The sequence below is a fragment of the Pseudomonas psychrophila HA-4 genome, from assembly GCF_000282975.1.
Classification (GTDB): Bacteria; Pseudomonadota; Gammaproteobacteria; order Pseudomonadales; family Pseudomonadaceae; genus Aquipseudomonas; species Aquipseudomonas psychrophila_A.
The window spans coordinates 1-14,943 of the sequence record NZ_ALJC01000107.1 but is presented as its reverse complement, the minus strand read 5'-3'; the positions used below and the strand labels follow the sequence as shown (position 1 = coordinate 14,943).

The window sequence follows — 14,943 nt, the reverse complement described above, 5'->3', positions numbered from 1 at the left end:
AAATTAACTCGGTAAAGCTCCCTCTCCCGCCGGGAGAGGGCTGGGGTGAGGGCTAAGCCACCCCCGATGCCAGCGTCAAACTTGGGTGCACCGTCTTCAAACTACTGGCCTGCAACAATTCTTGGGTATACGGATGCTGCGGGCTGTCGAAGATCGACTGCGCATCGCCTTGCTCCACCACTTTGCCGTCCTTGATGACGATCATGTCGTGAGCCAGTGCATGCACCACCGCCAGGTCGTGGCTGATAAATAGGTAGGTCAGGCCATGCCGGGCTTGTAAGTCACGCAACAAATCGACCACTTGTTTTTGCACAGTGCGGTCCAGCGCCGAGGTCGGTTCGTCGAGCAAAATCAACGCTGGCTCCATGATCAGGGCGCGGGCAATGGAGATGCGCTGACGCTGGCCTCCCGAGAATTCGTGCGGGTAGCGGTGCCGACTTTCGGGGTCGAGCCCGACTTCTTGCAGCACGCGAATCACCGCGTCTTCACGCTCTTGCACGGTGCCGATGTCATGGGCCTGCAACCCTTCGCTGATGATCTGTTGCACCGACATGCGCGGGCTCAAACTGCCAAATGGGTCTTGAAACACCACCTGCATTTGTCGCCGCAGCGGGCGCAATAGGTCTTGGCTGAGCATATTGAGTTGTTTGTTACCAAAGCGAATCTCGCCCTGCGAATCCACCAGCCGCACGATCGCCTGCCCCAGGGTCGATTTACCCGAGCCGGATTCGCCGACAATGCCGAGGGTCTTGCCCTTTTTTAGCTCAAAACTGACCCCATCCACCGCTTTGACGTAATGCCGCTCGCGGCTGAATAGCGGTTTGGGCAGGGGGAACCAGACTTTCAGGTTGTCGACTTCTAAGAGGTTATGCCGGTAGTCGCAAGGCACCGGGCTGCCGCTGGGCTCGGCTTCGATCAGCATGCGGCTGTAAGGGTGCAGCGGGGTGCGAAACAGATCTTCGCAAGTGGCTTGCTCGACGATCTCGCCTGCGCGCATCACACACACCCGCTGAGCGATTTTGCGCACCAAGTTGAGGTCATGGCTGATTAATAACAACGACATGCCCAGACGCTGTTGCAGGTCGATCAGCAGCTCGAGGATTTTTTGCTGCACCGTGACGTCCAGCGCGGTGGTCGGTTCGTCAGCAATCAATAACTCTGGCTCGTTGGCCAGCGCCATGGCGATCATTACCCGTTGCCGTTGGCCGCCGGACAATTGATGCGGATAGGCATTAAGGCGTTTTTCCGGGTCGCGTATGCCCACCAGATTCAGCAACTCCAGGGTGCGCTCACGGGCGGCGCGGTTTTTCAGACCCTTGTGAGTGACGAGTATTTCGCTGATTTGCTTTTGCACGGTGTGCAGCGGGTTGAGTGAGGTCATAGGCTCCTGAAAAATCATCGCGATGCGGTTGCCGCGCAAGCTGCGCAACTGGCTGTCGCTGGCGTTGACCAGGTCCGTACCGTCATAGCGAATGCTGCCTTGGGTCTGCACATCTTTGCCGGGCAGCAGGCGCAGGATCGAGTGCGCGGTCACGGATTTGCCCGATCCCGACTCTCCGACCAGCGCCAGGCATTCGCCACGGCGGATGTCGAGGTTGAGCCCGTGCACGACTTCTCGTCCGCCGAAACCCACACGCAAGTTACGTATTTCAATCAGTGTGTCGTTCATGTCAGCTCCGAGGATCAAAAGCATCGCGGCAGGCTTCGCCGATAAATACCAGTAACGACAAAATCAATGCCAGCGCACAGAACGCTGTCAGGCCCAGCCACGGGGCTTGCAAATTGCGTTTGGCCTGGCCGATTAACTCGCCTAGCGAGGCGGTGCCCGGCGGCATGCCGAAGCCTAGGAAATCGAGGGCGGTGAGGGTGGCGATTGCACCGGTCAAAATGAATGGCAAGTAGGTCAGGGTCGAGGTCATGGCGTTGGGCAGAATGTGCCTACGCATTAATGCGCCATTAGTCAGACCCAATGCCCGTGCGGCTTTCACGTACTCCAGATTGCGCCCGCGCAAGAATTCGGCACGCACTACGTCCACCAGCGCCAGCCAGCTGAACAGCGCCATGATCCCCAGCAGCCACCAAAAACTTGGGGCCACGAACCCCGACAAAATGATCAGCAAATACAGCACCGGCAGCCCGGCCCAGACTTCTTGCACGCGCTGGCCGATCAGGTCTACGAAGCCGCCATAGAAGCCCTGCAAGGCCCCGGCGGTAATTCCTATCAAGGCGCTGATAGCGGTGAGGATCAGCGCAAATAGAATAGAAATCCGTGCGCCGAAGATCACCCTTGCCAGCACATCGCGGGCCTGCTCATCGGTGCCCAGCCAGTTACTCGCGCTCGGAGGGCTGGGGGCGGGCTCTTTCAGGTCGTAGTTAACGGTATCGTAGCTGAACGGGATGGGAGCGAAGAGCATCCAGCCGCCTTGATCTGCAATCAGCTTGCGCACGTAATCGCTGCGGTAATCGGGCTCGAAGGGCAGTTCGCCGCCGAAGTCGGTTTCGGTGTGGTGAGACACAATCGGAAAGTACCAATGGTCGTTGTAATGCACCGCCAACGGCTTGTCGTTGGCGATCAATTCGCCGCCCAGGCACACCACGAACAGACCGATAAACAGCCACAGCGACCACCAGCCACGGCGATTGGCCTTGAAGTGAGCGAGGCGGCGACGGCCCAGTGGAGAAAGGGTAAACATCAGGCAGTCCTCGCCGAGAAGTCGATACGGGGGTCGAGCAGGGTGTAGCAAATGTCGCCGATCAGTTTGATCAGCAGCCCGAATAACGTGAACAGGAACAACGTGCCGAACACCACCGGGTAGTCGCGTGACACGGCCGCTTCGTAGCTCATGCGGCCAATACCGTCGAGGTTGAAGATGGTTTCGATCAGCAGGGACCCTGCGAAAAACACCTCGATCAGCGCCTGAGGAATCCCGGCCACCACCAGCAACATGGCGTTGCGCAGTACGTGCCCGTAGAGCACGCGCTGTTCAGTCAGGCCTTTGGCCCTGGCAGTGACCACGTATTGGCGGCTGATCTCATTGAGAAAACTGTTTTTGGTGAGGATGGTCAACGTGGCGAAGCCGCCGATGACCAGTGCGCTGACCGGCAACACCATGTGCCACAGGTAGTCTGCGATCTTGCCGAAAAAGCCCAGGCTGTCGAAGTCATCTGACACCAGCCCCTGAATCGGAAACCAGCTCACGTAACTGCCGCCTGCGAACACCACAATCAGCAAAATGGCGAACAGAAACGCGGGCATGGCATAGCCAATGATGATCGCGGTGCTGGTCCACATATCAAACGCGCTGCCGTTGTGAATCGCCTTGCGGATGCCCAGCGGAATCGAGATCAGGTAGGTGATAAGGGTGGCCCAGAACCCCAGCGAAATGGTCACCGGTAGCTTCTGCAGAATCAGGTCAGTGACTGAGGAACCGCGAAAAAAGCTGTTCCCAAAATCCAGTTGCGCGTAGTTCTTGAGCATCAGCCACAAGCGTTCATGCATGGGTTTGTCGAAACCGTAGTGCTTGGTGATTTCTTCGATCAACGCCGGGTCCAGGCCCCGGCTGCTGCGGCTAGCACCGGCACTGTGGGCGGCCATTTCGCCGCCACCACCGCCGACCGAGGCGCCACTCAAACCCTGCAAACGGGCAATGGCTTGGTCCACCGGGCCACCGGGGGCGGCCTGCACAATTAAAAAGTTGACCACTAAAATGCACAGTAAGGTGGGGATGATGAGCAATAAGCGACGACTGATGTAATGCAGCATCTCAGTTCCCCTTCAACAGTGCGCTGGCCTTGCCGGAGGCGGCACTGGTTTGCGCGGTTTTGCTGACTTCCCACCAAGTGTCCAGACCCTCGTCGTACTTGGGCTCAAGTGCCGGGCGGCCGAAACGGTTTTGGTACACGGTCGGAGTGCCTACCGAGTAGTAGTTGGGGATCATGTAGTAACCCCACTGCAACACCCGGTCGAGAGCGCGGGCGTAATGGACCATTTCTTCGCGGCTGTTGGCCTGTACCAACCCGTCGAGCAAGGTGTCGACTGCCGGATCGCGCAGGACAAAGGCGTTGGAGGCCCCGGGCTGGGTGGCGCTGCGCGAGCCGTACATGTCATACATTTCTCGGCCCGGTGAGACGATAGGTTGGCCGCTGCGCGGAAAGCCGACCACGATCATGTCGTAGTCACGGGCATTGAGGCGGTTGATGTACTGCGCTGAATCGATCTTGCGAATGTCCATGTTGATGCCGATCTGCGCCAGGGTGCGTTTGTACGGCAGGATCATCCGGTCAAAGCCGCCCTGACCGTCCAGAAAGGTAAAGCTCAGTTGCTGGCCTTGGGCGTTCACCAGTTTGTTGTTTTTTGGGCTCCAGCCTGCCTCTTTGAGCAGCGCCAGCGCTTGCAGTTGCTTGTCGCGGATATAACCGCTGCCATCGGTTTTGGGGGCCTGATAAACCTGGGTGAACACCTCATCGGGGATCTTGCCGCGCAAGGGTTCGAGAATTTCCAGCTCGCGGGCGTCGGGCAGGGCGGTGGCAGCCATTTCACTTTTTGGAAAGTAGCTCTGCTGGCGCACATAGAAATTGCGCATCATCTGTTTATTGGTCCACTCAAAGTCCCACAGCAGACTCAACGCTTGGCGCACGCGGCGGTCCTCAAAGAATGGGTTCTGCAAGTTGAACGCAAAGCCTTGCGCTGCGCCCGGCTTGTCTTTGGCGAAGACCCCGCGTTGCAGGCGCCCGTCGGTCAGGACAGGGCTGTCATATCCGATGCTGAAACCGGTGGCCGAGAACTCGCGGTTGTAATCAAACGCACCGGCCTTGAGCAGTTGCCGGGCGATGTCGGTGTCACTGTAGAAGTTCACGGTCAGGCGGTCGAAGTTGTACAGACCTTTGCTGACGGGCAGGTCTTTGGCCCACCAGTTTTTATTGCGTTCAAAACTGATACTGCGCCCCGGATCCACTTGCGACACCGAATAGGGGCCGCTGCCTAATGGCGGTTCGAAGCCGCCACCGTTGGCAAAATCGCGGGTCTTCCACCCATGCTCCGGCATGATCCGCATGCTGGCCAAATCCAGTGCCAAGGTGCGGTTCTGGTTGTTCTTGAAGTCGAAACGAACCTGCAACGGGCCTTCGATGACCATGTCTTTAACTTCGCCATAGAGCATGCGAAAGCTCAGGCTGCCTTTGGTCATCAGGGTGTTGTAGGTAAAGGCCACGTCTTGTGCGGTGATCGGTGTGTCATCGGCAAAGCGAGCCTTGGGGTTCAGGTTAAAACGTACCCAAAGGCCGTCAGGGTCGCGTTCCATGGTTTGTGCGATCAGTCCGTAGACCGTGTAGGGCTCGTCGAGTGAGCGAAACGCCAAGGGCGAATACAGCCATTGATCAGCCTGTGCCACGCCGGTGCCCTGGTCGATATAGGGAACGATGTAGTTGAACTGGCCAATTTCCATTGATGCCCGGCTCAGCGAACCGCCTTTGGGCGCGTTGGGGTTCACAAAGTCGAAGTGCTGGAAATTGTCGGGGTATTTGGCCGCTTCGCCATAGACCGTCATGGCCTGGCTGGGCGCGGCGCTGACGCTGATGCACACGCACGACAGCACGGGCACCAGCAGTGAGCGAAGCAGGGGCAGGAATAGTGAAGACATGATGGGATTTCCTTGTACCGCGTGTTGACCATCGAGTGCTTTGAAAAACCCCCACTTCCTTGCGCGTTAAAAGGTCGTGGGGTCGCGATTTCGCAGTTAAATCGGCGCGGGTTGGAGTAGGCCCGCGCCGCAGATCACTCAGAAGTGGTAAGTCGCACGGGCGAAGAAAGTACGGCCCATTGGATCGGCGTAACGAGGGTCGTACCCGCTCTGGAAATTGTAAGATTGGTTGGAGAACGGCGGGTTGCGGTCAAACATGTTCTTGATGCCCACGTCCAGGTCCACGGTTTTGTCGAAGGTGTAACCGCCCGAGATGTCCCACAGGGTGTAAGACGCTACACGTGAGTGAGTGTCCGGGTCGGAATCGTCATAGCCACTGGTGAAGCGGTTGACCAAGGCTGCACGGTAGGCGCCCAGATTCCAGGTGCCGCTCAGTACATGCTTCCAGCGCGAGATCATGCCGTCGTTTTCAAACTGCCCGACTTTATCCGTGTAGCTGCCGCCAATGGTGGTCTGGTAGTCATAGCGCGACACGTAGGTCCCTTGCAGGCCCAAGCCGAACTGGCCATACGGGGTGTTCGGGAACTTGTAGTCGAGCGACACGTCGACGCCGCTGGTTTTGACTGTTCCCAGGTTGGCGAGGCCGGTTTGCACGTAGTTGAGGGTGCCGTCAGAGTTGCGGATGAAGCGATCGGCATACGCGTTCGGATCGTCAAACACGGTGGACTCTGGGAACTCGGCGATCTGGTTGGCGATGTGAATCCACCAGAAGTCCAGCCCCATAGACAGGTTGCGCACTGGCTGATAAACGAAGCCCAATGTCACGTTGCGCGCTGTTTCAGGCGACAGAGAGGTATTGCCGCCTGTGCGGTTATGAAACTGTTGGCCGCAGTCACGTCCAGCGTTGCCGCCCGGTTGCACCACGCCGCCGGTGCACAGCTTGGGATCGTTGTAGTAACCCTGGGTGAAGGTGGTGTATTGCGGGTTGTACAGCTCATACAGCGACGGAGCGCGGAAGCCTTCGCTGTACGCGCCGCGCACCACCAGTTCTTTGATCGGCTGGTAGCGGAACGAATATTTCGGATTGGTGGTGCTGCCAAAGTCGCTGTATTTGTCGTGACGCACCGCGGCCGAGAGTTCGAGGCTGTCCAGTACCGGCACGTTCAGTTCGGTGTACACCGCCTTGACAGTGCGATCGCCTGACACGCTGCCATCCGGGTCGACGCCTAGGCTGGAAATATCCCCAGCGTATTGCTCGTAACTCTGATGGAATTTTTCTTGACGGAACTCCCCGCCAATCGCCAAACCGGCAGAACCTGCACCAAACCAGTCACCAATTTCGCGGCTCATGCGGCCATCAAGCCCAGTTACCCGGCCCACGGAGGACGAGTACTGGCCGTGGTACTGATTGGCATCAATCAGTGCTTGCCCGGCAGCCGTCTGCGGGCCAAACGGGTTGATGATGCCGTCAGCGATGCCATCAATCATGGCCGCGTCGCTGACATATCCGCCCGTCACGCTTGAAATCACTTTGTTCTGGTTGTACGAGGCGCCGACGTTGTAGTCCCAGCCTTTGGCCACACCGTCAAAGCTCAAAACAAGGCGCTGGCTGGTGTTCTGGTCTTTGGAGGCACGTGCCCCGGCTGCGGTTTCACGCCAGTTAAAGTCGATCGGTTGGGTAGGGTCGAAATTGAGGTTGCTGGATGCAGGCGTAATGCCTTTTCCCGGGAAGAACGGCGACGACGGATCCAGGGTCATGCCCGTCAGTGGCGCAGGGCCGACTTGGGTCGCGTTGTTGTTGCGGGCAAAGAAGTATTCGAGGTTGACGTTGTCATCGTCAGTGATCTTGCCGGTGGCCTTGCCGAAGAAAGAGGTTTTTTCGGTGGCTGGCAGTAAGTCGATGTAATTGCGTGTGTCGAAACGGCAAACGCCTTGACGCGCAACCAGGTCAGGGCCGTTGCAGTTGCCGGATGACAGCGGGTTGGAGCTCACACCGCCCTGACTGTAGTTGGCCGGGTAGGCAGTCCCGGAGGTTTGGTCCAGGCCACGGCCCGGAGCGTAAGCGGTGGCAAAGGTGCGGTCATTGGCCCGCAGTGCGCCCTGTTTGTTGTAACCGACCACGCCCATGACGTTAAAGCGGTCTTTGTCCAAGTCGCCATAGCCCCAGCTGGCGCTCAGGTCTTTGCTTTCACCGCCACCCGTGGCGTCAGCGCCTTCGCCGCCCACCGAAAGGGTGCCGTCGGTCATGGATTTTTTGGTGATGAAGTTGATCACCCCGCCAATGGCATCAGTGCCGTACAAAGCCGATGCGCCGTCGCGCAACACTTCGACCCGGTCAATGGCTGCAAAAGGAATGGTGTTCAGGTCAACAGCCGAACCATCGATGGCGTTGTTACCCAAGCGGCGGCCGTTGAGCAGCACCAGGGTCTTGTTGGCGCCAATACCGCGCATGTCGGCAAAGCTTGATCCGCCTGTGGCCGCACCCACCGAGCTGGCCGGGTTACGCAGCGACTGGTTGCCCGTGACCCGCTGCATGATTTCAGCGGTGGTGGTTACGCCCTCATTGCGCAGTTGTTCGGCGCGCAAAATGGTAATGGGCACCGCGGTTTCTGCGTCTACCCGGCGAATCGCCGAGCCGGTCACTTCCACGCGCTCCAACTGCGTAGGCGCGGGGGCGGCGGTTGCATCGGTGCTGACCGCAGCAGCGCTGACCGCATTGGCCGAGTCATCGGCTGCGCTGGCTTCTGCGGCGTGCAACTGGCCTGCGCTCATCCCCAGAGCAACCAGATACAGCGGCACAAAACGATGCCGCTGCAAGCTTGCAACGAGCGGTTTGAGGGTGAAACCTGAACTCTTCATCTGCATGGTTAATTCCGACTTTTTCAGACGTTTATTGGAATGGCCTTGTGAGCCCTCATGACTCCAGTTGGGTTGTGTCGACCCGTGGCAAAACACTTTTTTCAAGCAAGCCGCTCCCCAGCAGGGGCAAAAGCGCCCCTGCGCGGCGTGGTTACAGCGGGAAACAGAGGTAAGCGTTACCTCGCGGTCATCACCGAAATCTTGGTGATGCCGGAGCGCTCAATCGAGGCCATGGCCTTGGCCACCTGGCCATAATTGACACCCTCGTCAGCCTGGAGCTGGACCCGCACTTCAGGGTCCCGGGCCTTGACGTCCTGTAGGCTTTTTTCCAGCAGTTCAGGGGCCACTTCGTTTTTGGCCAAGAAGAATTTGCCGTTCTGATCGACGCTGACCACCACCGGGTCTTTCTTTTTATCGGTAGCCACGGCGTCGGTCTTGGGCAGGTTGATTTTGATGGCGTTGGTCATCATCGGCGTGGTCACGATGAACACCACCAGCAGTACCAGCATCACGTCCACCAATGGGGTGACGTTCATTTCGCTGAGCACTTCATCGCTGTCTTGGGTTGAGAAAGACATCAGCTTGCCTCCCGCACGGCGGTGCGCTTGGTGGCAATGGCCTGGCGGTCGATGGCGAAGGCGCTGCGTTGAGCGAGGGCGTCGAAGTCATGGGCAAAATCGTCCATGTTGGCCGAGGCCAGTTTGAGGCGACGCAGGAAGAAGTTGTAAATCAGTACCGCAGGCACCGCGACGGCAATACCGACCCCGGTGGCGATCAGGGCGTGGCCGATAGGGCCAGCCACCGTTTCCAGGCTGGCAGAACCGCTGGCGCCGATGCTTTGCAGGGCTTCCATGATGCCCCAAACCGTCCCGAACAGACCGATGAAGGGCGCTGTGCTGCCGATACTGGCAAGAATCGCCTGGCCGCTTTCAAGGGCGCGACGCTCTTTCTGGATTTGCTGGCGCAGGTTGCGTTCCAAGCGGTCGGAACGGTTGATGGTGTTGGCCAATTGTTGCGTGGTGCGCGGCGTGTCATCGACGATCATGGCTTCAAAACCACTGTTGGCGATGCGTGCCAGAGAACCTGGGTACTGGCTGGCGTGTTCGGCTGCGGTCAGCAAGTCGGGGGCGGCCCAGAAGGCTTTGGTGAATTGCTTGTTCTGGGATTTTTGACGCAGGTATTGCGATGACTTGATGAGCAACAAGGCCCAACTCATCACCGAAAAAAGCACCAATGCCCAAAGTACCCCCGGGACAATCATCGAAGACAGAGACTCGTTCATGGCTATACCTCGCACTGCGGTTAAATAACGCGGCTAATTAAATAAATGTCGGTACCCGTTGGGGCTATTCCGGCAATTTGAAAGCAATGGTTTGGGTGGCGAACCCTTCTATCGGTGTGTCCCCGCGTTTGGCCGGGACAAACTTCCAATTACGTACTGCGTCTACCGCGGCATCATCCAGCGCTTGCTTGCCACTGGACTTGATGACCTCTACTGACCCGGCACGGCCGTTGGGCAGCACCTTGATTTTCAACCCCACCGAGCCTTCCCAATTGCGGCGCAATGCCAGGGCCGGGTATTGCGGTGGTGGGTTGCCAAGGCTGGCGAGCCCTGACACCGCTGCCGTTTCCTTGATCGGTCCTGGTGCTGCCGCCGGGGCTGCGGGAGCAGTCGGGGCGGTGGGTGCTGCTGGAGCCGCAGGTGCCGGCGGCGCAGGCTTGGGCGGTTGCGGTTTTTGCACGGGCTTGGGCTTGACCACAGGCTTGGGTTTTTCGATGGGCTTGGGTTTCTCCACCGGTTTGGGTGGCGGTTCCTTGACCGCATCTTCATCCTCTTGCGGAGCTTCAGGTTCTGGCGGCGGTGGCGGCGGTGGCGGTTCCTCGACAGGCGGTGCTGGTGGCGCCGGGCTTGTGAGTTCGACGGTCATTTCCGGAATTTCCGGCGGGGTAATCACCGGGGCGGGTCTGGACTGCTGGAAAAACCACCAGGCGCTGCCATGCAGCACGACAACCACGCCGATCAGCAGCAGGATGTGCGGCTTGCTTAGCCCGCCCGGCTGCGAGGTGTTGGGCACATGTGGAATATGAGTCCACTGCTGCACACGCTCTGCGCCAAGTAGAGGGGCAGGCCGCTCTTTATGTTTTACCTCGTCACTCATTAAGAGTCCCTCGACAAAATGAAGGGCAATAAGGCTCCGTTCGCCCTTGCGTGCAGGGACGAGAACTCGGTGTTCAACGGTTATTTCAATGGCGTTCGTTCACGTGATGGGTCACGTGCAAACGGGTTAACCACTGCGGGGGAAAGTTGTCATTTGAGCTCCTGCTAGTTAAGTCAACGTATCGATTCTTGGAGTGTTGTAAGATTTCGTTAAGTTATGTATAGCAACGGCTGTGCCAACACTAAGGATTTACAGTTTCCATTAGGCAGTATTTATGTTGCTCGCAGCCGTTTCATCAAATTAGTGGCGTTAATAAGTTGCACGCTTTATTAGCACCACTTGGAAGTAATAAGTGGCTTATGTATAGACTTTTATAATCGTTATTATTGTCTGACAATCAAACGGTATTGGCGTCCGGTTATATAACAGTGCACCAAAGTAACTGAGTGTTGCCTAGTAACAGTGCATTTTGTAATCAGCGTATTAGAGCGTCAGGGTTAAGTGCTCTAAAAGAGCTCCTGGTAGCACATGACTGTCCAAGCCTCGCCGCTCATAGGTGCCAGAGTCGATGCACAAAGCCTGCTCACGGGTCAGGGCCAGCAAGTGAGTGCCCAGCATGTCGTACACGCTGTCATCAAAACGCATGGTTTCGATGGGCGCGATGATCTGTCCGTTCTCAACCCAAAAGGTCGCAAAGCGGGTCATGCCGGTTAAGCGTGCAGAGCCCACATCCGAATAGTTCAAGTACCACAAGTTACTGATGTACAAGCCTGTTCCCAGCTCACGCAACACATCGGCAGTGGCGAGTTCGCCGGGGGCCATGACCAGTGTGTGGGGCATTTCCTGTTGGTCGGCACCGTTGGCCTGCAAACTGTATTCGGCCTGCGAACGTGAGTTGACCAACTGCCCGACCAGTTGCCCGGCTCGGATCAGGTCTACGTCCTGTCGTGGTGCACCGTCATGCCCGAAGCCGGGTTCAAAACCGCTCGAAGGTTGCTCGCGCAGGTTCACTAGGGGTGACAGTTGCTGCTGGCCAAGGTGCAGTTGTTGCAGCGCACTCTGACGGTTGGCGAAAGCCTTTGCCGAAAATGCGTCATAACTGAGCATCGACAGCACTTCATCCAATGCCGCAGGCGCCAGATAGGCCCGGTACTGTCCGGGTTTAAGGCTGATACGGGGTGTACTCAGGTGGTGCAGTTGCTCGCGGGCCTTCTCAAACAAATCGCTTAAGACCTGTGCATCCCAATCGGCCGAGCCATAGGTACTTTTGACGGCTTCGCCGCTGGCATCGAACAGGCTCCAGTCAAACAGCGCATTGGCGCATTCATGCCAGCCGCGGGCGCCCCAGCTGTTGGCAAACCCCCGATACAGCGTGCCGGCAGCATAGATGCCGACCATATCCAGGCCTTGGCTCAGGCCACAAATACTGTCAATGACCTGCTGCAACTCAGGAACGCGCCCCGGCACTTGGCGTTCAGATGTCCAGAGTTCGGTGTTGAGTAATAAATACGGGTCGGCAGGCAGTACATCGAGGATGCCGCGCAGTTGAGTGAGGGTCTGGCCTAATTGCGCGGTGTCTTGCTCGAACTCGCCGCTCAGGTTTATCCGCGCACTCGCGTGTCGTTCACCGAGGATGAGGCGCACGGTTAACTCAATTTGCAGCACCGGGTAGGCCTGGCGCACTTTGCCTTGATTGAAGCGCACGAACTGACTGTCTTCGGCGGCATACCACAGTGTGAAATGCTCTTGGGCGTGCAACTGGTATTTGAGCCAGTGTTCCAGCGTTTTGAAGGCGCTGGCGAATCGGCAATTGCTCATCAGGCTTGGCCTCCGAACACATCAAGATGGCTAAAAACGCAGGCCGGTGACGCGTGGCCAACGGTGACTGCTTGATTAGGCTCACCCTTGCCGCAATTAGGCGTACCCATGATCGCGTTGGTCGAGGCATCGCCCACGGCGCTCAACTTGCGCCAGAACTGTGACGAAATTCCACGATAATTCGGGTTTTTGACCACGGCACCCAGCTCACCGTTTTTGATAAGTTGGCCCCATTCGCAGCCGAACTGGAACTTGTTGCGCGCATCATCAATCGACCAAGAGCGGTTGGTGGCCATTAAAATGCCGTGTTCGATGCTGCCAATCAGTTGCGACATCGACTGATCGCCCGGCTCGATATTGAGGTTGGCCATGCGATCAATCGGCGCCCGGTTCCAGTTGCATGCGCGACTGTTGGCGACTCCCGGTAAGGCGCTGCGGGCCTGGGACAGCGCGCCGCCCATGGGCCGCTGCAAAATACCCTGACGAATCAGCAGCTGTTTTTCGGCGTGCAAGCCTTCGTCGTCATGGCTGTAACTCACCAGTTCGCCTGTGACGTTAGGGTCGAAGCTGACATTCAACAGGTCGGAGCCATAGCGGTAATGACCAAACATGTCGGGGGTCACAAAGCTGGTGCCCGCGTAGTTGCGTTCATCGCCTAGGATTCGATCCAGTTCTAAGGGGTGGCCAATCGACTCATGGATTTGCAAGATCATCTGATCCGGCATCAACAGCACATCCCGCTGGCCTTGGGGGGTATTGGGGGCCAGTAATAATTGCAGGGCTTGATCGGCGACGCGACGCGCCTCATCCAGAAAGCCTGTGTGGGTGACGATGTTGGCGCTGCCTTGTTGGGCTACTTGGTAGGTGCGGCGCTGACTGTGCTGGCCGTCAAAGGCGTTGACGCCAATTTCAGGAAACAGTTGTTGCTGGCTGCGCAAAATCTCAGCGCCTTGGTTGTCTAGGTACAGCTGTTGCTCTTGCACCACGCGAAGGCGAGCCGACCAATGCACCAGTCGCGGGTCGTTGGGCACTTGTCGTGAGGTTTCCATTAATAGCGCCAGCCAATCAGCCGTATCTGGCAGTGGCAGGTCAAGTTCGGGGGAGCGGTAGTGCGCGCGGATACCCTGATTGTTCGCAATAGGGTGCTGCACCAGGCCGTTGCCGCGCAGCGCTTTGGCCGTCTGTTGTGCACGTTCCAGCGCCTGTTGCAGGCCCGGCAATGTGATGTCGCTGGTCGCGGCAAAGGCTTGTTGGCCGTCGACATGCACGCACACCATCACTCCGCATTCATTACGCAAAGAGGGCGGTTCAATCACATTGCGGGTCACGGCCAAGGTGCGTGATTGCTGTTCAACCAAGCGCAAAGAAACAAAATCTGGCCAATGCGCGCAGGTTTGCATAAATCGTCTCAGCGACGATTGTGCTCTACTCATCATGACTGTCCTTTTCAGAACAAGGCCTCCAGTTTTAATGGCAGGGCCTTATCGGGTTAATGAACACGGATAATGTTCACTGGTTGGCTATCCAACAGTGTGTGTTGGGGCCTATGGGTTTGATCGGTTAGATCAGGTATATAAACAACACGTCGGGCAGGGCGCGTTTAAACAACAGAAAGTTTAAGAAGCGTGAGGTGTCGCTAATAACCACTGTTTAATGCGCGAGTTGACTAGTAAGTCATCTTTTAATGCGTCGGTTTCACTTAATAAACCCTCTGATTGGTGATGCCACAAACGGTAGTAAAGGCCTTTTAGTTCAATTAACTGTTGGTGACAGCCATCTTCAACAGTCAATCCCTTGTCCAGCACCACAATGCGATCCAGATGCGTGAGGGTCGACAGGCGGTGGGCTAAGACCAGCACGGTCTCGTCCGCCATGATGTCGTCCAAGCTGTTCTGAATCAGGCCGATGGCGTACAGCATCAACGCGGCGAATGCCCAACTCCAGCGTGGGTACAGGCGCATGTAATGCCAAACAAAACGCCATGGCTGTTTGGGAGGAACGTAAATAGCGTCAACTTCAGACATGACAGACCTTTTTTCAACGCAAAGAAGTCCTTATTGGCGGCTCTGAGAGAGGTGGCCAAGCAAGCGTGCTCAAAGGGCAAGATGCGTCTATCCAGCGCCCATTACCTGCAGGGCACGACGACGCACTTCAGGCTATGTGTCGATGGCGCAGGAGGGTAAACACGAGGCGAACGCGCAGGGGCAGAGGCGGGACATTCTTTGCAGCGTGCAGACATCAGACATCGTTCTTATTCCTTTGAAGCAGTCGGTCATTGACATGACTTTTGGTCAGTCTTTGCACTGAATGTGGACAGAGTTTGCGTCCGCGTTCTCAATTGGTGCGGGTTACGCACCCCGGAAGCCGTAAATTCAACCGGTGAATTGCTAACGCCGAATGACAAGGAAAAACTGTGCCAAGTTATGTTTTTTTGTAAAAAAAGGATCCACCCCTCTGTAGAAGCGAAG

General features: G+C 57.3%; 11 protein-coding genes. All 11 read right to left on the bottom strand.

Going from position 1 to position 14,943, the window contains the following annotated elements; all coding sequences use genetic code 11:
- Positions 1 to 52: 52 nt before the first annotated feature.
- A complete protein-coding gene (locus B347_RS25140) occupies positions 53 to 1,669 on the bottom strand; it encodes an ABC transporter ATP-binding protein (protein WP_019410944.1) in 1,617 nt (538 codons plus the stop codon).
- 1 nt (position 1,670) lies between these two features.
- Entirely contained in the window at positions 1,671 to 2,693 is a 1,023-nt protein-coding gene (locus B347_RS0117245) for an ABC transporter permease (RefSeq protein ID WP_019410943.1), read from the bottom strand.
- Positions 2,693 to 3,763, bottom strand: a complete 1,071-nt coding sequence (locus B347_RS0117240; RefSeq protein WP_019410942.1) for a microcin C ABC transporter permease YejB — start codon at positions 3,761 to 3,763, stop codon at positions 2,693 to 2,695. The genes B347_RS0117245 and B347_RS0117240 overlap by 1 nt, the downstream gene beginning before the upstream one ends.
- 1 nt (position 3,764) lies before the next feature.
- Complete coding sequence (locus B347_RS0117235; RefSeq protein ID WP_019410941.1) at positions 3,765 to 5,639, bottom strand: extracellular solute-binding protein; 1,875 nt, start codon at positions 5,637 to 5,639, stop codon at positions 3,765 to 3,767.
- Positions 5,640 to 5,777: 138 nt separating this feature from the next.
- A complete protein-coding gene (locus tag B347_RS0117230) occupies positions 5,778 to 8,504 on the bottom strand; it encodes a TonB-dependent receptor (RefSeq protein WP_019410940.1) in 2,727 nt (908 codons plus the stop codon).
- Positions 8,505 to 8,674: 170 nt separating this feature from the next.
- The gene (locus B347_RS0117225) at positions 8,675 to 9,076 is read right to left on the bottom strand and encodes an ExbD/TolR family protein (protein ID WP_019410939.1); all 402 of its coding nucleotides are present in this window, start codon (positions 9,074 to 9,076) and stop codon (positions 8,675 to 8,677) included.
- Entirely contained in the window at positions 9,076 to 9,780 is a 705-nt protein-coding gene (locus tag B347_RS0117220) for a MotA/TolQ/ExbB proton channel family protein (protein ID WP_026014259.1), read from the bottom strand. The genes B347_RS0117225 and B347_RS0117220 overlap by 1 nt, the downstream gene beginning before the upstream one ends.
- A 64-nt stretch (positions 9,781 to 9,844) precedes the next feature.
- Positions 9,845 to 10,657, bottom strand: a complete 813-nt coding sequence (locus B347_RS0117215; protein WP_019410937.1) for an energy transducer TonB — start codon at positions 10,655 to 10,657, stop codon at positions 9,845 to 9,847.
- A 483-nt stretch (positions 10,658 to 11,140) separates the two neighbouring features.
- Positions 11,141 to 12,475, bottom strand: coding sequence for a TldD/PmbA family protein (locus B347_RS0117210; protein ID WP_019410936.1), 1,335 nt, complete (start codon positions 12,473 to 12,475; stop codon positions 11,141 to 11,143).
- Positions 12,475 to 13,908 (bottom strand): TldD/PmbA family protein, encoded by a 1,434-nt coding sequence (locus tag B347_RS0117205; RefSeq protein ID WP_026014258.1) that lies wholly within the window; start codon positions 13,906 to 13,908, stop codon positions 12,475 to 12,477. The genes B347_RS0117210 and B347_RS0117205 overlap by 1 nt, the downstream gene beginning before the upstream one ends.
- Positions 13,909 to 14,091: 183 nt before the next feature.
- Positions 14,092 to 14,499 (bottom strand): hypothetical protein, encoded by a 408-nt coding sequence (locus B347_RS26720; protein ID WP_019410934.1) that lies wholly within the window; start codon positions 14,497 to 14,499, stop codon positions 14,092 to 14,094.
- Between the last annotated feature and the right edge of the window lie 444 nt (positions 14,500 to 14,943).

Excerpts from the sequence above, each read along its gene's own strand:
- B347_RS25140 (WP_019410944.1), bottom strand. The coding sequence starts at position 1,669 with ATGAACGACACACTGATTGAAATACGTAACTTGCGTGTGGGTTTCGGC.
- B347_RS0117245 (WP_019410943.1), bottom strand. The coding sequence starts at position 2,693 with ATGTTTACCCTTTCTCCACTGGGCCGTCGCCGCCTCGCTCACTTCAAG.
- B347_RS0117240 (WP_019410942.1), bottom strand. The coding sequence starts at position 3,763 with ATGCTGCATTACATCAGTCGTCGCTTATTGCTCATCATCCCCACCTTA.
- B347_RS0117235 (WP_019410941.1), bottom strand. The coding sequence starts at position 5,639 with ATGTCTTCACTATTCCTGCCCCTGCTTCGCTCACTGCTGGTGCCCGTG.
- B347_RS0117230 (WP_019410940.1), bottom strand. The coding sequence starts at position 8,504 with ATGCAGATGAAGAGTTCAGGTTTCACCCTCAAACCGCTCGTTGCAAGC.
- B347_RS0117225 (WP_019410939.1), bottom strand. The coding sequence starts at position 9,076 with ATGTCTTTCTCAACCCAAGACAGCGATGAAGTGCTCAGCGAAATGAAC.
- B347_RS0117220 (WP_026014259.1), bottom strand. The coding sequence starts at position 9,780 with ATGAACGAGTCTCTGTCTTCGATGATTGTCCCGGGGGTACTTTGGGCA.
- B347_RS0117215 (WP_019410937.1), bottom strand. The coding sequence starts at position 10,657 with ATGAGTGACGAGGTAAAACATAAAGAGCGGCCTGCCCCTCTACTTGGC.
- B347_RS0117210 (WP_019410936.1), bottom strand. The coding sequence starts at position 12,475 with ATGAGCAATTGCCGATTCGCCAGCGCCTTCAAAACGCTGGAACACTGG.
- B347_RS0117205 (WP_026014258.1), bottom strand. The coding sequence starts at position 13,908 with ATGAGTAGAGCACAATCGTCGCTGAGACGATTTATGCAAACCTGCGCG.
- B347_RS26720 (WP_019410934.1), bottom strand. The coding sequence starts at position 14,499 with ATGTCTGAAGTTGACGCTATTTACGTTCCTCCCAAACAGCCATGGCGT.